Here is a 17,356-nt window from a genome sequence, read left to right as displayed (position 1 = left end):
TTCCAGACTATATACGGAGGGTTCTCAACCAATGGCGGACATTCAAATTTATGCAAACCGCGAGATCGGCGCAATCAAACCTTTGCACGGGGTCAACAACGGCCCTGTCTGCTACGGCTCCCTGCTCGACGTGACCCATTACTACAAAAGGGCGGGCATTCCGCTGGTCAGACTGCACGATCCGAACTGGCCCAATGCGCGCGAAGTGGACATTTACACGATTTTCCCCGACTTCAGCAAAGACCCTTCGGACCCGGCGAGCTACGACTTCGCCACTACGGACGAATATATCCGGACCGTCCTGGCAACCGGCGCGAAGATCATATACCGGCTGGGCGTCAGCATCGAGCATACGAAAGAGAAATATTACGTCGACCCTCCCGAAGATTTCGCGAAATGGGCGCAAATATGCATCGGCATCATTCGTCATTACAATCACGGCTGGGCGAACGGCTTCCACTACAATATCGAATACTGGGAAATATGGAACGAGCCCGATAAACCGGTCGGCAAAACGAACCTGATGTGGGGCGGCACATGGGAGCAATTCTACGAGCTGTACGGCGTCGCCGCGAAGGCGATCAAGCAGTTCGATCCGAGTCTGAAGGTCGGCGGCTACGGCGCCACGTCCGTGAAGGTCAAGAAGTTCATGGACGAATTTCTGGCGTACTGTCGAGATCATGCCGTGCCGTTGGACTTTTTCTCGTGGCACATCTACGGAGCCGACCTTCAGCGGTTCGTCAACGAATCGCGCTATGCGCGGGAAGAGCTAGACCGGTACGGCTTCCCGCATGCGGAGAGCCATCTGAACGAATGGAACTATTTCGACGGCGACTTCAAGACGCTCTGGCTGCCGGAGAACGAATTCGTCCGCCGCGGCGTGTTCGAGCGGATGAAGAGCCATATCGGCGCATCGTTCGTCGCCGCCGTTCTGACGCTGCTGCAGGATCTCCCCGTCGACGTCGCCAACTATTACGACGGTCAGCCTACGGCGCTGTTCTGCGGTCTGTTCGATTATTACGGCGTTCCGCAGAAAGCGTATTACGCCCTCGATGCGTTCCAGCAGTTATGTCAGCATCCGGTTCGGGTAGAGGCAAGCGCCGACCCTTCCCTGAGCGGAGTATATGCCTTGGCGGGGACGAACGACAAGGGAGAGACAGCCGCACTGATCACCAACGTGAACGGCCCGTCCCGGCATTACACGATAGGAATAAGCGGTCTCGACGGCCGGCGGGAATGGCTGTGCGAGCAATACCGGCTGGACGACCAGCACAGCCTGCAATTGGTGGACAGCCGCCGAATCGCCTCCGGCGAGCATGAATTCAGATTATTTCTGCCTCATCATTCGATCCTGTTCGCGAAGCTGTCCCCGATTTCATGATTAAGCTCCCTGGGGGAAAAGCGGTCCGTATCGCTATCGTGGCGCTGCTGACCGTTCTTATAGCCGGAGCGGCTGCGGCATGTACGCGGACCTCAGTGAAGGAGGCGGGGAAAATGCCGGATCAGACCGTTTCCGGACCGAAGGGGCCGGAAGATCCGTTCGACAAGGAAGCGTACCCGGGACAGCTGACGATACGCTACTTGTCTACGAACGGCGACATTCATACCGGTGACGCGATCGTCATCCAGTCTCCCGACGGGAAGACGATGCTGATCGATGCGGGAGTGCCGGAAGCGGGCAAGCAGGTCGTCGCCGGCCTCGACCGGCTCGGCATCGATACGATCGACATCGCGGTGAACACGCATCCGCACATCGACCATATCGGCGGCTTCGCTTCCGTACTCGCCGCGAAAACCGTCAAGCAGTTTTATATGATCCATACGAACAGCAGCCTCTGGGGAAGCTATTACAAAGACGTCATCCGGCTGCTCGCCCAGCGGGGAGTCGAGTTTACCTATGTCGAGGAAGGCGCCGGCTTCCGGCTCGGGAAGGACGTGTCGGTCGAAGTGCTCAGCCCGGCCAAAGGAGTTCTTCCAGGCGCGGTGCAAGGTCCCGATCTCCATGTGCCCGTCAATATGAATTCGATGGTGCTGAAGGTGACTTACCGGGACCAGTCTTTTTTGTTTCCGGCGGATATTTATGTAGAGCGGGAACGCGAGCTCGTCAAGTCGGCGGGAGACAAGCTGAAATCGGTCATGCTGCACGCCGCCCACCACGGGCTCACCACCTCCTCCTCGCCGGAATTTATCGACGCGGTGTCGCCGCAGTTCGTCGTGATGAGCTCGAACGTTTATTCCAACCTGAAGCTTGCAAGCGATCTCGCGAAGCGGGGAATCGCCGTCTACTCGACGATGGAGAACGGCACGATCTGCATCGTCTCCGACGGCAAGAAGACGAGGGTCGTTACGGAGAAGCGGAACGGCGAGCCGCTTGCGCCACAACAGCAACAGCAGCTGCAGCGGCCTCCGGTCCGGCTGACGTTCTATTACGTAGGCTCCGGCTCGAGCTACGAAATCTTTATGGATAGTCACGGAAAATTCATTCAACGGAAATACCCAAACGTCTCGTTCCGCTTCCTGCAGAACGAGAAAGGGACGACGCCGGGCGATGCGGCCGCCGCGGGAGCCGATATCGACGTATTCATTACGACGAACTCCGGGATGACGCTGCTCAAGGAGCGGAAATGGGACAGCGATATTTCCGATCTGGTCCGGAAATACAACGTCGATTTGGACCGGTTCGATTCAGGCGCACTGGAAGCGGTACGCCGGATGGGCGAAGGAAAGCTTACGGGACTGCCGTTCCGCGTGAATTCGCTCGCCCTGTTCTACAACAAAAGCTTGTTCGACAAGTTCGGCGTACCGTATCCGCAAGCAGGCTGGAGTTGGGACGATACCTATGCCGCTGCCAAACGGCTTACGGTCCAAGACGGCGGCACGATGTACCGGGGGTTCGGCACGCGGACGCTCGGAAGCTTGATGCAGCTGAACCCGTACTCCTACAACATGATCGACACCGGGTCCGGCCTGCCTAAAGCAGCCATCGCCAACGAGCCGTGGAAACGGTACTTGAATACATTCATTCCGTTGTTTCGGCTGCCGGGATACAACGCGACACCGGCCCTTATGGACGGCACCGCCCAGAATAATCTATTCGTCAAAGACCGGACGCTGGCGATGCTCGTCTCGATGAATTCCGACTACCCCAGGTCGCAATTTGTGCCGAAGTTCGATTGGGATGTCACCCCATTGCCGGAATTTCCCGATCGGCCGGGCGTCGGCTCGCAGCCCGACGTCGTCTATTACGCGCTGTCGGCTACGAGCAAGCATAGAGACGAGGCGTTTCAGGCGATGATGCAGATGACCTCCGACGAGGTGCAGACCGAGCTGTCCAAGCAAGGCATACCGTCGGTGCTGAAGCTGCCGTCGATCCGGGCCGCCTTCGGTTCGGCCAATGCGGATATGAAGGGCAAACAGGCGGAGCTGCTGCTCCCGGCCGCTTATGCGGAGCCGGTCGCGTATACATCCTATCATCCGAAAGTCGCCGCGCCGCTCTCCAAGGCGTTTACCGACATCGTGACCGGCACCAAGGATGCCGACACCGCGCTGCGGGATGCGGAGAACCAAGCGAACAAAGATATCGCCTCGATGACCGGCGCGAACCGGCGCTGATGCTCGCGGGTCAGACCCGTTAGATGGTCTACCGCTCTCTTCCTTCCGCATATATTGATACGAAAGCCGCTGTCGGCAGCCGTTCTCGCGAAACGTAAGGAGTGTGCAGCGATGATTATCATTCGGGAAGGCATCAATCCGATCAATCCGGCCAACATGTCCGGGACGGAGAAAGAAGTATACGACCAGAAAATGTCCGCTTCTACACCATATTATTATGACTCGGCCGACGAGCTGCTGTTCGAGCTGAAGGTAAGGGCCGCTATCGTGGAGGCGGCCGCCGCTCTGGAGAAGAGCAATGCCTCCTTCGCTTCGTTCAGCAAATCGCGAGGCAACGACAAGTATTGGACCCGGACGGACAACGGAGGGTTCCGGCTGAAGCAGAACGCCCGCCCTTCGGCCGCGATCCGGGATATTTACGCGAACGGCAGAGCGTACGCTTTCGAGTGCGCCATGGCTATCGTCGTCGTGCTGTATAAGGCCGTATTGGATACGATCGGTACGGAGGCGTTCGACCGGCTGTTCGGCAATCTGTACTTGTACTCGTGGGAGCATGATTCCGACTTGCCGCTCATTACGGTCAAAAGCAGGCAGCCGACGTTCGCCGGGGACGTCTTGTATTACAAAAACCCGGACTACGATCCGAAAACGCCGCAGTGGCAAGGCGAAAATGTGGTCAAAATGCCGGGCAACCTGCTGTTCGGACACGGCATCGGCATCAAGAACGAGGCGGGAATCATCCGGGAGCTGAACTATCATCGGAAGCGCGGCAGCAAAGTTTCGGCGTATTTGCTCGATCAGGTGACGTATCCGAACTTCCAAGAGCTTATGGGCGAAGCGCGTACGGACTACAGAACGCACCCTTCGGTTCCGTGCCTTCCTCCCGGCTGGATAGGCGGTCGAATCGGTTCGCGCCTGCAGATTTACTCATCATGACCAACAAGCCTTCAACACCACCAACCGGTGGAATTGAAGGCTTGTTTCTACTTCGGTAAAGCGTTGCGAAACCGGATAATCGAGAAATCCATCGTAGAGGCGATGACGCTGTCGCGGATCGGATGAAGCGACGGCGTGAACCGGAGCTCCAGATTTTCCGCCAGCAGCTTTCCTATCAAATCCCCGACCGGCTCCACCTTGAGCGGCTCTACCGTTTCCTTGGAAATATAATATCCCGCCGAGTTGTCCATCTGCTCGAACGACTCGCCCGGAAACGTATAAACGTACAGCTTCGCATTCCGGATGCGCTCCAGCCAGCCGCTCTCCACGACGACGATTTTCCCGACTGTCGTATTGGCGAGAAACGTTCGCGCGTCTTCGTCCGTCGTCCAGTCGGCTTTCCAGTAAATCACTCTCGGGCAATCCCGCGGAAAAAAATAATGCGGACTCCTTTCGCGGTCGATCGCGAACACGACGGGCGCAAGCTCCGGAAAGGCGCCCGCCGGCCTCGGCTTGAAGATGCAGATATCCGGCTCTTCGCTGAAATGGTACAGCTCCATACGTTCTCCCCCGGCCATGGTTACCGCACCGCCTCGAACACGAAGCTCCGGCTTCCCCGCTCCGGCCCTTTGCCGTACTGAAAGTCGGCATGGACGGTTACGTCTGTGAACCCGACTTTCTCCAATATCGCCCTGAACTCCTCGATCCCGTACCAGCGCAGCGCCATCCGCTGCAGCTCCGTGTCCACCAGACGGCCTTCCCGCCACTTCTCGTATTTCAAGTACGACACCCGGATCTGTTCGATGAAGTCCACCTCGACGAGCTTTCCTTCCAGCGTAATCGTATCTCCGACTACGTTCGTAAACGTGGAAGTCGTCGTTTTCCCGACTTCCAGGGGCGGTCCGGGCAGGAACAAGTCCAGCATAAGCCGTCCGCCGGGAATCAAATGCTCGTAAAGTCTCTCCAGCGCCTGAATCGACTCTTCCCGGCTCGCGATCAGCAGAAACGAGCCTGCCGGAATCACGATCGCTTCATACCGGTCCGGCAAATCCATATGCTGCAGACGGCCCTCGTACAGCTCGGCGATCAATCCGCGGTCTTCGATTCTGCTGCGGCACGAAGCCAGCATCACCGGAGATTCGTCGATCCCGTCCACGGCAATTCCCGCTTCCAGAAGCGGAATAAGAACGCGGCCGGAGCCGACCATCGCTTCGAGAACGCGGCCTTGGCAACCGCGAAGCCGTTCAAGGTAATATTCGATGTCCCCGCCGAGCGAATGTCCGACAGGCTTCGTCAAATCGTATACTTCCGTGCATAATGTACCGTAATGGCTGAAAGACATGCCCACTCCCCCAATGCTTCGTAATCTTGCGGCATCCATACGTTAACAGTACCGCGGAAGACGGCCGGGGACAAACGAAAAAATGAGTTTAACGAAAGCTTACGGCTTCACCGGTATTCCGCACACGGCCGCCGCCCTCCGGTATAGGGCCGCCAGCTCGTCCGGCTCGACCAGATCGGGATTGTGCTCGAAGGTAAGATGGAACGACGAGCTGCGCTCGGCCAAATAACGCAAATACGAATAGGCATCACCATGACTATCGTCGCCGTCATGCGCTTCCCGCACAGGCAAATGATGAATGTACGTGTCCTCGGTGTAGTGCACGTTGCTGTAATGAACCAAATAAACGCAGGAGGCGAGCCGATCGATCCATTCGTACGGATCGAAGCCGTGAAACGCCCTCTTCGCAATATCCAGCCTCGCCGTATCGGCGACAAGCCGGATCTCGGGATGCTTCAGGAACATCTCGATAAAAATATCCTCATAATCGCCGAAGAAGTCGTGCTCCAGCAATATACGCTGCTTGTACCGGTGCTGCAGCTCGGCAAGCTCGTGGAACAACCGTTCAGACACGTCGCGGAATTCGGCTCGCGGCAAACGGTCATACCCGTATCTTGCAGACGGGTCCGGCAATCTCGGAAACTGCTTCCGGATCGGCGGTTGAAACACCGGATAGAACGGATAGTGGAACAAAATATAATCGGCGCCGAACCGGGAAGCGAGCTCGGTTTCCTCCTCAACCTGCTTCATCGCTTCGACCCGCTCCGATGCATCGGGCGAATTCAGAAGCGGCAGCTTATAGCCGCGGTTGCCGAGAATCGGGCCGTGGACGCCGAACTCGCCGCCCTTTCGGTCGCAAAACGTACGCACCGCCTCCAAGCCGGCCGTATCCGGATAATGGCATATTTCCAGCCCGTTCAATGTATCCAGACTATACCGCTCCCATCTGTCCGCGTCGAACTGATACCACATGCCCAACTGCAATCGTCTCATGCCGGCAGCCCCCTATGTAGGAATGGAAAATAATAGCTCAGTTCAATTTGACGACAAGCGGGTATGGAAAGTTGCAAGCTCGTCCAAGATTTGATATGATTGCGATTGCCTAATTATCGTTAGTTAGGAAAGAAGGTGGATGGAATTGACTGCCAATGCGATCAAATCCGCCGCGCTGCGCCTCTTCTCCGCACACGGCTACGAAGGAACGCCGCTATCCGCGATCGCGGGGGAGGTCGGCATCAAGACGCCTTCGCTGTATGCGCACTTCGAGAGCAAGGAGCGGCTGTTTTTCGCCGTGTACGAGGAAGTGCTGAACGAGCATGCGCGGCGGCTGGAGGCGCTGATCGAGTCGGTTCGTTCGGAGCCGCTGGAGGCGAAGCTGTACCGGATCTTATCGGAGACGTGCCGCAACTATTTACTCGACGAGGAGAAGGCCGCGTTTATCAAGCGGTCCATGCTGTTCCCGCCCGCCCAGCTGGAGGAAGAGCTGCAGCGGCGCTTCGTGCAGGCGGAGAGCAAGCAATCGGCGTTTTTGCGCGATATATTCGAAGCCGGCGTCCGCGACGGGACGTTCAAGAACCGGGATACGGAAGATTTGCTGGCCGCTTACTACTGCCTGCTGGACGGAGCGTTCGTACAAATGTTTTATTACGGGCCGCAGCTGTTCCACGACCGGCTGCAGTCGGTATGGACGATATTTTGGGAAGGAATCACCCGCTGAATACGGATGGACTTTAGACTTCATGAGAAAAGGGGTGCGAGAGATGGCTTGGGTTTATTTGGTCGTCGCTGGATTGTTTGAAATGGTGTGGGCGCTCGGACTGAAATATTCCAACGGATTTACGCGGCTTGTGCCGAGCGCGATCACGGTAGCGGGGATGATCGTCAGTTTTTTCCTGCTGTCGTTGTCTTTGAAAACTTTGCCGATCGGGACCGCCTACGCGATCTGGACCGGCATCGGGGCGCTCGGTACCGTCGTGGTCGGGATGATTTTTTTCGGAGAGCCCCGGGATTGGGCGCGCATGCTGTTCCTGCTGCTGCTCTTGTCGGGCATCGTAGGTTTGAAAGTAACGTCCGGCCCGCAATAATAGTCCGGTGATGATGAACGGAGCTTAGTTAATTACCCGCACTTTTAGCGTTGTCGTTTGAAGAAGCGTTCCGTGAATCATACTAGGATAGATAAGCATGGATATAGCTTCCAAGGGAGGAATCGGATTGGACCGCAGCTCGACGCAAGTTCCATACGGCTATGAGCCGCCGGAGGAAACGTCCAAAGGGACGCTGTTCATGTACGACAGCTTCGACATCGGAGAAGAAGAGGAGGAGGGCGCAGCATCCCCGGACGGCGGTCTCGGCATCGACGGCATCCGCCAGCTGACCGAGTGGGCGGAACGGAGATTCATCTCCCGCATCGTCCTGTACGTCCCGCATGAAGAAACGTTAAAACGGATGGGAGTCCGCTTCCCCGCCCCGCTGTACAAGCGGGAAGACGCGCTGCGGGACCGCGTGGAACGCCTTAACGGTTCCGTCCCTCTACATATCGACGTCTGGGAGCGCAAGCGCAAAAAGTATACGCCGATGGACACCGCGCTCCGGTACATGGGCGAGCATTACAAAGCCCCGTTCTTCCTTGGCCTGTCCGGGTCGTATGCGAACCGGTTCGCCTCGTATCAAGGGTTCGAGGAGTGGATTCGCAAAATCCGGCTCGTCATCGCCGAGCCTGCGCCCTTCCACCCCCACCCGCTGCTGCTGAAGCACGAGAACCGCTGGAACCGGGTCGGAGAGTCCTGATCAGATAGGGTCAAGCGAACGCCGCACCGGCATTTGCTCGACCCTGCTTTTTTTACACCGGCACGATAGCCGCTCGATATATTTTGCTGAAGGAAAGATTCGTCAAATCGACATCGAACAGTTGCAGCGATTTCGGATTCGCCACAGTCAAATCTATCGTTCTGGTCGTGAGCGGCTTAGCGGACGTGCCGACCACGTGCGATGCCGATTATCAACCCGTAACGGACAGCTTCCAGTACTTGATTCGTTTTCTTAGCCACGTATAAGTGACGTATACGTCTTCGCCGACCGATACGATCGCCGGGTAAGAATATTCGCCCGGAGCATCCTCCAGTACGAGCGTTTCCCCCCATGTCGAGCCGTTGTCGCGGGAGATGCTGATGACGATGGGCGTCCGTTTGCCCCAATTTTCCCCGACCGGGTTATATACAAGCGCCAGTACTCCGTTGTCCAGCCGGGCGAGGTCGATTCCGCTGTTGTTGTTGGGCAGCTCGGTGGCATAGGCGGCGGACCATGTTTTCCCGCCGTCTTCCGAATCGCTGCGGTAGATCGAACCGGAGGTGCTGCGAAGCAGCATGTGCACCTTGCCCGGCTCGGACTCCCACAAGGTCGGCTGGATGACGCCCTTTCCTTGCAAGGAAGCTTCGGGCACCGGAGGCACTTGACCGCCCGGAGCAATCTCTCCCGAATGCTGCAGCGGAACAAGACCGCTCGCAGTCCACGTTTTCCCGTTATCGTACGATAAATCCGCGAACGCATCCCAAGTGTCCAGCTCGATCGAAGCAGGAGCAACCCACGTCCCGTCCTCGAGGACGATCGGCTTGTTCTTGACAGGACCTCTTCCGCCGGAGTCTCCTTCCACCAAAATCAAGGGATCGCTCCAGGTCAGGCCGTCGTCTTCCGAGACGATGTACATCGTTCTCCAGCTTCTGATCTTTTTGCCGACTTTATAGAACAGCCATATTTTCCCGCCGCCGTCCCGGAACAATACCGGATTCCAATGCGGCTCCGACTCCTCGTCCGCTATTTTGACGGGCGCCGTCCAGCTCTCTTCCCCGCGCCGGGACAGCCAGATCGCCACATCGTCGGCCCCTTCGCGGGTGCCGCCGAACCAAGCGGCTATGACATGTCCGTTCGGAAGCACGACCAACGTTGACGCGTGACAGCTTTCAAACGGCACATCGTCCGCAAATACGTACTCCTGCAGCTTTACATCGAATCCCAAACGTACCACCCCGGTTTGATGAATTGTTTTGCTAAAACGTTATGCTAAAACGTTTTTTCAAGATTATTAAAACATATCCGCCATCCATAATCAATCCTAATTGTGGCGGGTTCGTTCGAAATATTTCCGATTCCGCCCGTTTGCAAGGTCAGCTGCAATCTGTCACTATATAAGATATTAGGATATATCAATCAACCGAGGTGCACGAATGGCCAGCATTAAAGAAATCGCCGCGCTCGCAAAAGTATCGCAAGGGACCGCCTCCCTTGTGCTGAACGGCAAAGGGGACCAGTTCCGGATATCCGCGCCCACTCAGGAACGGATATTCGCGGCCGCCCGCGAGCTGGATTACCGGCCTAACATATCGGCCAAACGATTGCGCAGCAGCGGGGAAACGGTAGCTCCGATCATCGCCCTGTTCTGGACGATGGACCCGCGCTCGCAGCTGATCGGACGTTATTTGAACGGCATACAAAAAGCGATCCATCGTCTGGACCGCGAATACGAAATATTGATTCAGCCTTACGTCGGATCGCAGCTTCAAGCCGAGAAAAGTCTCGTAACGGGAACGAGATTTAACGGGGCGATTATCGCGCTTCCGACAGAGGAGGACGAACGGTATTTGGAGCAGGCCGATATTAAAGTTCCCCTCGTCCTGTATCAGCGCAGCTCCGACAAATACTGCTCCGTCAACGTAGACAACTACTTGAGCGGGCAAAAGGTCGCAAACTTATTCGCCAAGCGCGGACATCGGAAAGTAGGGCTGCTTGTCCCGGATATTTCCTCGACGGCCATTCGCCTGAGGATGAGCGGCTTTGTGGACACGTGCCGGGAGCGCGGGCTTCTGTTGAAGGAAGAGTACATCCAATACGGGAGCTTCTCGGAGCTCGGGGGCTACCAGACCGCTTCGGCCATTTTCAGCCGAGCCGACCGGCCAAGCGCTCTGTTCTGCATCAGCGACCAGATGGCGGTGGGCGCCTTGTACGCGCTTCACGAGATGAACTTGTCCGTGCCGGAGCAGGTCGAAGTTGTCGGACATGATGACGACGCCGTATCCGAATTCAGCATTCCTCCATTGTCCACCGTGCATTTGCCGGTCGAGGAGATGGCTCACGCTTGCGTCAATATGGTCGTCGACCTGATGTCGCACAAAATCGCCGCCCCCGTCTCACGGCTGTTCGAGTCGACCTTGATTACCCGCAAATCCTGCGAGGGGGAATAATCCGAATTTCTCAGGTTAGCTTACCTCACGCCCGTGCTTCAACACAGCAATCTAGTATACAAATGTCTCGGCATCGGTTGCCTGGACTTCCTTGCTCAGGTGTAATGTGCTGCACGATGGCGGCAAGGTAGCTTGCCATTGCCTCATACGCAGCAGCTTGCCTCCGCCATCGCACAGCAGCTCTGGGCCCCTGGACTGAGTCCCGGGCTCCCCGTACTACTCCAGCTCGCTCTTCAGCAATTCCCGGAACACCGGGGTGAGCGCATCAGCCATCCGCAAAAAGCCGAGGTCGGTCGGATGCGCCCCATCCACCGTGCATTCGTTATAATTGTCCGTGCCGAGAAGCGCCTCTCCGTCCAAGAAATGAATGTTGGGGTCTCCTTGCCGCCGGTACAAGTCCACCGTCTCCTGCTCAACCTGCTTCATGTGGAGCCGTCTTCGCGACAATGCCGGTTCGAAACGCTCGCGAGCGTATTTGAATCTGGAAATGACCAATATCGGCGTCTCGGGATGTGCTTCCCGGTAAATCCGGATAAATTCAGGCAGTGTCCGCCGCATTTGATCGACGGTCCCCACATTCCCCTCATATTCGAGCACGAGAAGCGCGGGATCGGCAATTTCGCTCACGACGCGGGCCACTTCCGGTTCTCCCTTGCCGTTCCCGGAGAAGCCCATATTCATAAATTCCAGCGGAATGCGGCGGCTCAAAATATTCGAACAAGCCATGCCGGGCCGGCTCGCACAGCCTCCTTGCGTAACGGACGTGCCGTACACGATCACCTTCTTGCCGCTGTGGTACGGCAGGGGCGCCATTACCGAACTGCCCGGCTCAATCCCGATCGACACTTCGTTCACACCTTGGTACAAAGGGAAGTTCATTGTCACATGGCGAAGCTCCGCTTGCGGAATTTCGTATAGTACGAATTCATAGGACGACTTGGAATCGTCGGGTGTTGTCACCGTACAGTAGTACTGCTGATCTCCGGGCTCGCCCAAATATACATCAAAGCCGCATTGTCCGGTTGCCGGCATATGATACATATTCGGCTTCCCGGCCAGCTCCACGCGGATCGCGAGCCGGCGCGAATCGGTCGCGAAGGCGATCTGGCCGCCCGCCGTCGAATTGGCCAGCTGGTTCACCGCCGGCGGCAGCTCGTGCTTGGGCTGCACGGGCATTCTCCGGTACACTCCGTCCTGATGAAACCAAGGGAAGCCGGACAAGCGGAAAGGCGGCTGCTTCGGGGACAGCCAATTCAGTCCCGACTGTCCGCTTTGCGCAAGCTTCATGTTCGGATCCAGCTTAATCGCATTTACCCGATTGTTCGATTGAGACCGCGCCGTTTGCTCTGCCATCGAATTCGGCCTCCTTTGTGCCTACGCCAGCTCGCCCTTCAGCAAGTCCCGGAACACCGGAGTGAGCGTGTCCGCCATCCGCAGAAAGCCGAGGTCGGTCGGATGCACCCCGTCGACCGTGCATTCATTATAACTGTCCGTACCGAGCAGCGCGGTGCCGTCGAAGAAATGAATGTTCGCGTCGCCTTGGCTGCGGTACATCTCTACCGTGTCCATCTCCACCTTCTTCATATCGAGCCGCAGCTGCAGCAGCGCCGGTTCGAACCGTTCGCGGGCATATTGGATTTTGGAGACGACCAATATCGGCACCTCGGGACGCGCCTCGCGGTAAATCCGGATAAATTCGGGCAGCGTCCGTTTCATAAGCTCCACACCGACGGCGTTTGCCTCGTAATCGAGCACGAGCAGAGCGGGATCTTCGATCTCGGTCAGCACGCGCGCAACTTCGGGTTCTCCCCTGCCGTTTCCGGAGAAGCCGAGATTCACGAATTCCAGCGGAATGCGGCGGCTCAAAATGTTCGTATAAGCCATCCCCGGCCGGGTCGCACAGCCCCCTTGCGTAATCGACGTCCCGTACACGATCACTTTCTTGTCAGTGCGGTACGGAAGCGGCTCCTCGATCCGCGAGCCTGCCGCGATCCCGATCGATACTTCCTTCACGCCTTGATACAAAGGAAAGTTGAGCGTAACATGCCGCAGCTCCGTATTCGGGAACTCGTATAGAACGACTTCATAGGACAATTGCGTATGGTCGTAGCGCGTCGTGCCAAAATATTGCTGGTCGCCGGGCTCTCCCAAATAAATGTCGAAGCCGCATTGTCCGGTTGCGGGCATATGATACATGTTCGCTTTGCCCGTTAGCTCCACGCGAATGGCAAGACGGGGCGAATCCGTCCGGAACGCGATCTGTCCGCCCGCCGTCGAATTGGCCAGCTGGTTCACCGCCGGTGGCAGCTCGTGCTTGGGCTGCACGGGCATTCTCCGGTACACTCCGTCCTGATGAAACCACGGGAAGCCGGACAAGCGGAAAGGCTGCTCCTTCGGCGACAGCCATTTCAATCCCAATTCTCCCGTCTGCTCCAGCTTCATATTCGGGTCCAGCTTCTGCGCGTCCACCCGATTCGATTGAGTCGTTTGCTCCGCCATCGTTCGCGGCCTCCTTGGAATGATTGATCCGAGTAAGTTCAAAGGTTGCTTCGGTTAACGTTGTTACCATCCCGATTTTACCATATCCTTTTGTTAGAAATCGATTACAATTTAAAATTCAACGTCACAGAACCCCAGGAAAAACGAAAAGAGCCGGAAACCGGCTCTTAGTTCGTTAAGAAAGTGTGCAAAAAGAGGAGGTTGTGAAGGCAAGGGATTGGGGAATGCGCTCCACTTCCGTTAAAATCGAGTTGTTTTTTTAAATTTTTTAGCGGTTACAACTAAATTTTAAAGTCAGACGCTTCGCTTTACGCACATCTCCCCAACCCCTTTTAGACTGTTCGATTCTCTTTTTGACTTCCTCAACAGCCTCAGCGCCGGAAACCAGCTCTTCTCGCTTGTTTGATTATACTCTATATTGCGCCTAAGGAGTCAGGCTTTCCACCAGCGACACGTCGTCAAGCCACGCCGGCCCACTCGCGGCCTGATTCATCCGGAAGTAGACATAAACTTGCGCCGTCCCGGCCGGGATCGCGAGCGGCAATTCGCGGTAAGTCCAATCCGCGCTTGCCGGAACAACCGGAAGCTGATACGAGATCGTAGCCCCCGCGGCGTTCACATACCGTACCCCGAACAAAATTTGTCCGGACGTTGCTTCATGCTTCAGCCATCCCGACAATTTGTAGCTTTTGCCCGCAACGAGGGGAATCGCGGACGAGGCGATGAAATTGTTGGCATTCGCGCTGTCCGGAATAAGCTTAACCGAACGGACTCCCCCGTGAGCGGAGGCATCGTCCCAGTAGCCTTTGCCCATATTCCAGCCGGCAGGCGAGCTGCCGTTAGCCGCAGCGATTTCGAAGCCCGGATTGTTCACCATGTTTCGTTTGACGTTAACGGTCAACAGCTGCGTATCGAACGAGTATCCGCCCACGCTCGGCCGTATTGCCGCCGTATAGGTGCCATCCGCCGCGTTAGCCGAATTCAAGTATACGGAGCCTTGTACGGTAACGGACCCGCCGGCCTGAAGCGGGACGGCGGCAGGCAGGCTCAAGCCGATTTCCGCCGGCGCGTCTGCGCGCAGTTCGGCCGTAACGGCACTGCCCGACCGGTTCGTAAGACGTACGCCGAACGGTACATTTCCGGGCCCGGTCACCGTTACGTCAGCCGGTACGAGTGCCGTTTCGAGCATCGGCGACGTGCCGAATCCTTTGGCCGCACCGACATGCAGCAGCACGCTCCGATATTCGAAAGAAACATCTCCCGCAACGCTGTAAACCGCTTGGCTTACCCCCGGCGGAATGGCGAACGTCAGCTCCTTCTCGTAAGTTTGACCGCCCGGAAGCGTACCGATCGCCCCGGAAGCCGAAGGGAGCTGGAATGACTCAGGGAACCGGACTGTCCACGCAACATCATTTACGTCCGTTTGCCCCCTGTTGACCGCCCGAACGATCACCTTGGCCTCATTGCCGCCGATCGCCTCTTCCGGCACAATATCGAGCCGCAGCCCGACTTGAGCAGCCGCAAGGGGCGACATTTTCCCGATCGCTTGATTCAGTAAGCTGGTCATCGCGTCCCGATTACCGCCGAGCGCGGAATCGGATTGTCCTTCTATCCACGATTTCAGCTGCTCCATCGTTTTGAACGCTTTCGCCGCATCCGCTGCGATGCCGTTCTGATCGGGCGCCGTCCCGGCCAGTTGTTCCGCTATCGTCTCCATATCCGCGGCCAGCCGCGAAACTTTATTCCGCCAATGCGGGTGCGAGGACAGCTCTTCCGCTTGCCCGAGCAGCGAAAAGGTCTGATCGGCCATTGTCCTGAAAGGCGTAAGTTTGTACACCGACGTTTGCCGGGCATCGAGCGTAACGTTCAATTGCCCTGTCGAATCGTCGTATGATGCCGGATAATCGCCGTACAGCAGCTCGGCATGGTAGCCGGTTTCGGGTAAAGCGACGGAAACGGCTTTCGTCTGATCGGTCTTGTTGATTGCAACGACATACAGCTCTCCCGCCTTGTCCCAGACCGCCCATTCCACGCCGTCCTCATTCCGGTGATCGGCAGGCGTCAGCCGCGACAAGTCCGCCATCAGCCCGAGCTCGGTCGCAAACCGCTTCAGCCCCGGCCACAGCGCCGAGTCCGCAAGGCTCCAGCCCGGATCGTTAAGCGCGTAATAGCCCAAGCCGGTCGCACCGGCCAACAGCGATTGATACGCCATGTTGCGCACTTCCGCGATCGTCGGCAAATACGTCCACGCCGACGGAGGCGGATAGGCGAACGTTTGCAGAATAGACCATACCGGCCTTCCCGCCTTCGCCGCTTCTGCCGCCCGCCGCACATCGTCGCCTACGTTCGCGATCGGCCTGTTCGGCAAAGGGTACGAATCGACGGTCAGCACATCCGGCACGCGGCCGTAGTTGGCGTATTCGTTTCGATCGCCTTCCACCGTATAGACCGGGTGCGTCGGATCGAGCGCGCGCACGATTGCATAGGCGGCCGCCGTCTGCTCCACGGTTACGCCGTTTCCGCTCGGCTCATCGATCGTCATCCAGGCGAGAAGCGCAGGGTGGTCTTTGAACTCCGCGACGTATTGCGCCATTTTCGCGAAATCTTGGGTAATGTTCATGTAATAGTAGAGCGGGAACAATACTTTCAAGCCATTCGCATGGGCCGAATCCATCGCCTGGCGGATCGCGGCGGTCGTCCCGGCGTTCACGCCTTGGACCGTATTGACGCCGATTTCATGCAGCAGCGGATACTGCTCCACATTCGCATGATAAGCGATGACCGGAAAGAACGGCTCGCCGTCCACCCTTATAAGTCCGCCAGCCGGCACCGACGTCGGTCGGTTATACCGGTAAATGCGCGCCGAAGCGCGATCAATGACGGTCTGATCCGATGCCGACAGCACCGTCTCCACCTCGTACGGCGTATTCAGGCTCATGCCGCGCGGATCGAAGGTCAGCGTCATGTCCGGCTGCGCTGCCAGACCGTACACCGAATGGATCACCGTCCCATTGACGGCATCCGTTATCCGGATTCCGATCGTTTTGCCCGTATATACATCGTCCGTGAACCGGTTGCGGATCGCCACCTTGCCTTCCGTAACGTCCGAGTAGTAGACGATCTGGTCGGTCGTCATCGTCAAGTTGACCAGCTTCACGGCGGCATCGTCGAACAGCACCGTCCCGGTCCCCCATAGCCGCAAGTACACGACAGCGACGACCGCCCCTTCCGGAGCTTGCAGGCGGAACTTGTACGGCTGCCAATCGCCGGTCGTTTCGCGGATGTACGGACCGAATTTCTCGAATACCCAATTGGCGGAGCCGCCGGCCTCGCTGCTGTAAAACTCCACCTTCAGCACGACTCCTTTGCCCTGTACGCCCGACGTTTTGAACCAAGTCGAGAACTCGTACGTGCTCCCCGCTTCCACCGGCACCTTCTGCAGCACCCAAGGATTCGTCAAAGTCCCTGAGCTGACGGATGCCGACCGGGAACCGGAATGAGCTTGGGAAGAGAGTGCGACGCCGGAGACGCCCCAGCCTCCCATCGCCTGCCAATGCTCCGGAACGTTACCCGAAGCTTGCTCGAAGCCCGGATTTTGCATCAGGTTCGGATTCGTGTTCTCCGCCCCGGCCCGTTCCGGCCAGCCGAACGATACTAGTAATGATTGCGCAAGCAAACAGACGATAAGGATGAGATTCGGCAGCCTTTTCCTCGGATAAGCCATGCTTTTCGC

Annotated in this window: 14 protein-coding genes; 7 read left to right on the top strand and 7 right to left on the bottom strand. The window is 57.3% G+C overall.

Translation table 11 applies throughout. The annotated features are described in order from the left end of the window. Positions 1-31 precede the first annotated feature (31 nt). The 3 genes from FE783_RS21590 to FE783_RS21580 all read left to right on the top strand — a co-directional run bounded on the left by FE783_RS21590 (position 32) and on the right by FE783_RS21580 (position 4,548). Positions 32-1,381 (top strand): GH39 family glycosyl hydrolase, encoded by a 1,350-nt coding sequence (locus FE783_RS21590; protein ID WP_138881472.1) that lies wholly within the window; start codon positions 32-34, stop codon positions 1,379-1,381. Next, positions 1,378-3,612 (top strand): extracellular solute-binding protein, encoded by a 2,235-nt coding sequence (locus tag FE783_RS21585; RefSeq protein ID WP_138881471.1) that lies wholly within the window; start codon positions 1,378-1,380, stop codon positions 3,610-3,612. The genes FE783_RS21590 and FE783_RS21585 overlap by 4 nt, the downstream gene beginning before the upstream one ends. A 111-nt stretch (positions 3,613-3,723) precedes the next feature. Further along, positions 3,724-4,548 (top strand): protein-glutamine gamma-glutamyltransferase, encoded by an 825-nt coding sequence (locus tag FE783_RS21580; RefSeq protein ID WP_138881470.1) that lies wholly within the window; start codon positions 3,724-3,726, stop codon positions 4,546-4,548. 47 nt (positions 4,549-4,595) lie between these two features. On the opposite strand, the gene FE783_RS21575 is transcribed toward FE783_RS21580, so the two are convergent. The 3 genes from FE783_RS21575 to FE783_RS21565 all read right to left on the bottom strand — a co-directional run bounded on the left by FE783_RS21575 (position 4,596) and on the right by FE783_RS21565 (position 6,883). Further along, positions 4,596-5,108 carry a DUF6886 family protein gene (locus FE783_RS21575; protein ID WP_138881469.1) on the bottom strand — a complete coding sequence of 171 codons (513 nt, stop codon included), beginning with the start codon at positions 5,106-5,108 and terminating at the stop codon, positions 4,596-4,598. A gap of 20 nt (positions 5,109-5,128) precedes the next feature. Beyond that, entirely contained in the window at positions 5,129-5,890 is a 762-nt protein-coding gene (locus FE783_RS21570; protein ID WP_138881468.1) for a class I SAM-dependent methyltransferase, read from the bottom strand. 99 nt (positions 5,891-5,989) lie between these two features. Further along, the gene (locus FE783_RS21565) at positions 5,990-6,883 is read right to left on the bottom strand and encodes a sugar phosphate isomerase/epimerase family protein (protein ID WP_138881467.1); all 894 of its coding nucleotides are present in this window, start codon (positions 6,881-6,883) and stop codon (positions 5,990-5,992) included. A 139-nt stretch (positions 6,884-7,022) separates the two neighbouring features. Between FE783_RS21565 and FE783_RS21560 the strand changes: the two genes are divergently transcribed. The 3 genes from FE783_RS21560 to FE783_RS21550 all read left to right on the top strand — a co-directional run bounded on the left by FE783_RS21560 (position 7,023) and on the right by FE783_RS21550 (position 8,677). Beyond that, positions 7,023-7,607, top strand: coding sequence for a TetR/AcrR family transcriptional regulator (locus FE783_RS21560; protein WP_138881466.1), 585 nt, complete (start codon positions 7,023-7,025; stop codon positions 7,605-7,607). A 43-nt stretch (positions 7,608-7,650) separates the two neighbouring features. Further along, positions 7,651-7,974 carry a quaternary ammonium compound efflux SMR transporter SugE gene (gene sugE, locus FE783_RS21555; RefSeq protein WP_138881465.1) on the top strand — a complete coding sequence of 108 codons (324 nt, stop codon included), beginning with the start codon at positions 7,651-7,653 and terminating at the stop codon, positions 7,972-7,974. Between the two features lie 97 nt (positions 7,975-8,071). Continuing rightward, a complete protein-coding gene (locus tag FE783_RS21550) occupies positions 8,072-8,677 on the top strand; it encodes a hypothetical protein (protein WP_138881464.1) in 606 nt (201 codons plus the stop codon). A gap of 211 nt (positions 8,678-8,888) precedes the next feature. Here the strand turns inward: FE783_RS21550 and FE783_RS21545 are convergent, their stop codons facing one another. Beyond that, positions 8,889-9,911 (bottom strand): sialidase family protein, encoded by a 1,023-nt coding sequence (locus FE783_RS21545; protein WP_420799759.1) that lies wholly within the window; start codon positions 9,909-9,911, stop codon positions 8,889-8,891. A 199-nt stretch (positions 9,912-10,110) separates the two neighbouring features. Here FE783_RS21545 and FE783_RS21540 point away from each other — a divergent pair, with 199 nt between their 5' ends. Beyond that, positions 10,111-11,124, top strand: coding sequence for a LacI family DNA-binding transcriptional regulator (locus FE783_RS21540; RefSeq protein ID WP_138881462.1), 1,014 nt, complete (start codon positions 10,111-10,113; stop codon positions 11,122-11,124). Positions 11,125-11,340: 216 nt separating this feature from the next. On the opposite strand, the gene FE783_RS21535 is transcribed toward FE783_RS21540, so the two are convergent. The 3 genes from FE783_RS21535 to FE783_RS21525 form a co-directional block, all read right to left on the bottom strand. Continuing rightward, positions 11,341-12,477, bottom strand: coding sequence for an SGNH/GDSL hydrolase family protein (locus tag FE783_RS21535; RefSeq protein WP_138881461.1), 1,137 nt, complete (start codon positions 12,475-12,477; stop codon positions 11,341-11,343). 21 nt (positions 12,478-12,498) lie between these two features. Further along, complete coding sequence (locus FE783_RS21530) at positions 12,499-13,623, bottom strand: SGNH/GDSL hydrolase family protein (RefSeq protein ID WP_138881460.1); 1,125 nt, start codon at positions 13,621-13,623, stop codon at positions 12,499-12,501. Between the two features lie 424 nt (positions 13,624-14,047). Beyond that, positions 14,048-17,347 (bottom strand): carbohydrate binding domain-containing protein, encoded by a 3,300-nt coding sequence (locus FE783_RS21525; protein ID WP_138881459.1) that lies wholly within the window; start codon positions 17,345-17,347, stop codon positions 14,048-14,050. Between the last annotated feature and the right edge of the window lie 9 nt (positions 17,348-17,356).

It is taken from the genome of Paenibacillus mesophilus (genome assembly GCF_005938385.1).
GTDB classification, from domain to species: Bacteria; Bacillota; Bacilli; order Paenibacillales; family NBRC-103111; genus Paenibacillus_AB; species Paenibacillus_AB mesophilus.
This window is presented reverse-complemented; position numbering and strand designations above follow the sequence as displayed.

What these genes read in the sequence shown, in the direction of transcription:
- FE783_RS21590 (WP_138881472.1), top strand. Translation starts at nt 32, where the DNA reads ATGGCGGACATTCAAATTTATGCAAACCGCGAGATCGGCGCAATCAAA.
- FE783_RS21585 (WP_138881471.1), top strand. Translation starts at nt 1,378, where the DNA reads ATGATTAAGCTCCCTGGGGGAAAAGCGGTCCGTATCGCTATCGTGGCG.
- FE783_RS21580 (WP_138881470.1), top strand. Translation starts at nt 3,724, where the DNA reads ATGATTATCATTCGGGAAGGCATCAATCCGATCAATCCGGCCAACATG.
- FE783_RS21575 (WP_138881469.1), bottom strand. Translation starts at nt 5,108, where the DNA reads ATGGAGCTGTACCATTTCAGCGAAGAGCCGGATATCTGCATCTTCAAG.
- FE783_RS21570 (WP_138881468.1), bottom strand. Translation starts at nt 5,890, where the DNA reads ATGTCTTTCAGCCATTACGGTACATTATGCACGGAAGTATACGATTTG.
- FE783_RS21565 (WP_138881467.1), bottom strand. Translation starts at nt 6,883, where the DNA reads ATGAGACGATTGCAGTTGGGCATGTGGTATCAGTTCGACGCGGACAGA.
- FE783_RS21560 (WP_138881466.1), top strand. Translation starts at nt 7,023, where the DNA reads ATGGAATTGACTGCCAATGCGATCAAATCCGCCGCGCTGCGCCTCTTC.
- sugE (WP_138881465.1), top strand. Translation starts at nt 7,651, where the DNA reads ATGGCTTGGGTTTATTTGGTCGTCGCTGGATTGTTTGAAATGGTGTGG.
- FE783_RS21550 (WP_138881464.1), top strand. Translation starts at nt 8,072, where the DNA reads ATGGATATAGCTTCCAAGGGAGGAATCGGATTGGACCGCAGCTCGACG.
- FE783_RS21540 (WP_138881462.1), top strand. Translation starts at nt 10,111, where the DNA reads ATGGCCAGCATTAAAGAAATCGCCGCGCTCGCAAAAGTATCGCAAGGG.
- FE783_RS21535 (WP_138881461.1), bottom strand. Translation starts at nt 12,477, where the DNA reads ATGGCAGAGCAAACGGCGCGGTCTCAATCGAACAATCGGGTAAATGCG.
- FE783_RS21530 (WP_138881460.1), bottom strand. Translation starts at nt 13,623, where the DNA reads ATGGCGGAGCAAACGACTCAATCGAATCGGGTGGACGCGCAGAAGCTG.
- FE783_RS21525 (WP_138881459.1), bottom strand. Translation starts at nt 17,347, where the DNA reads ATGGCTTATCCGAGGAAAAGGCTGCCGAATCTCATCCTTATCGTCTGT.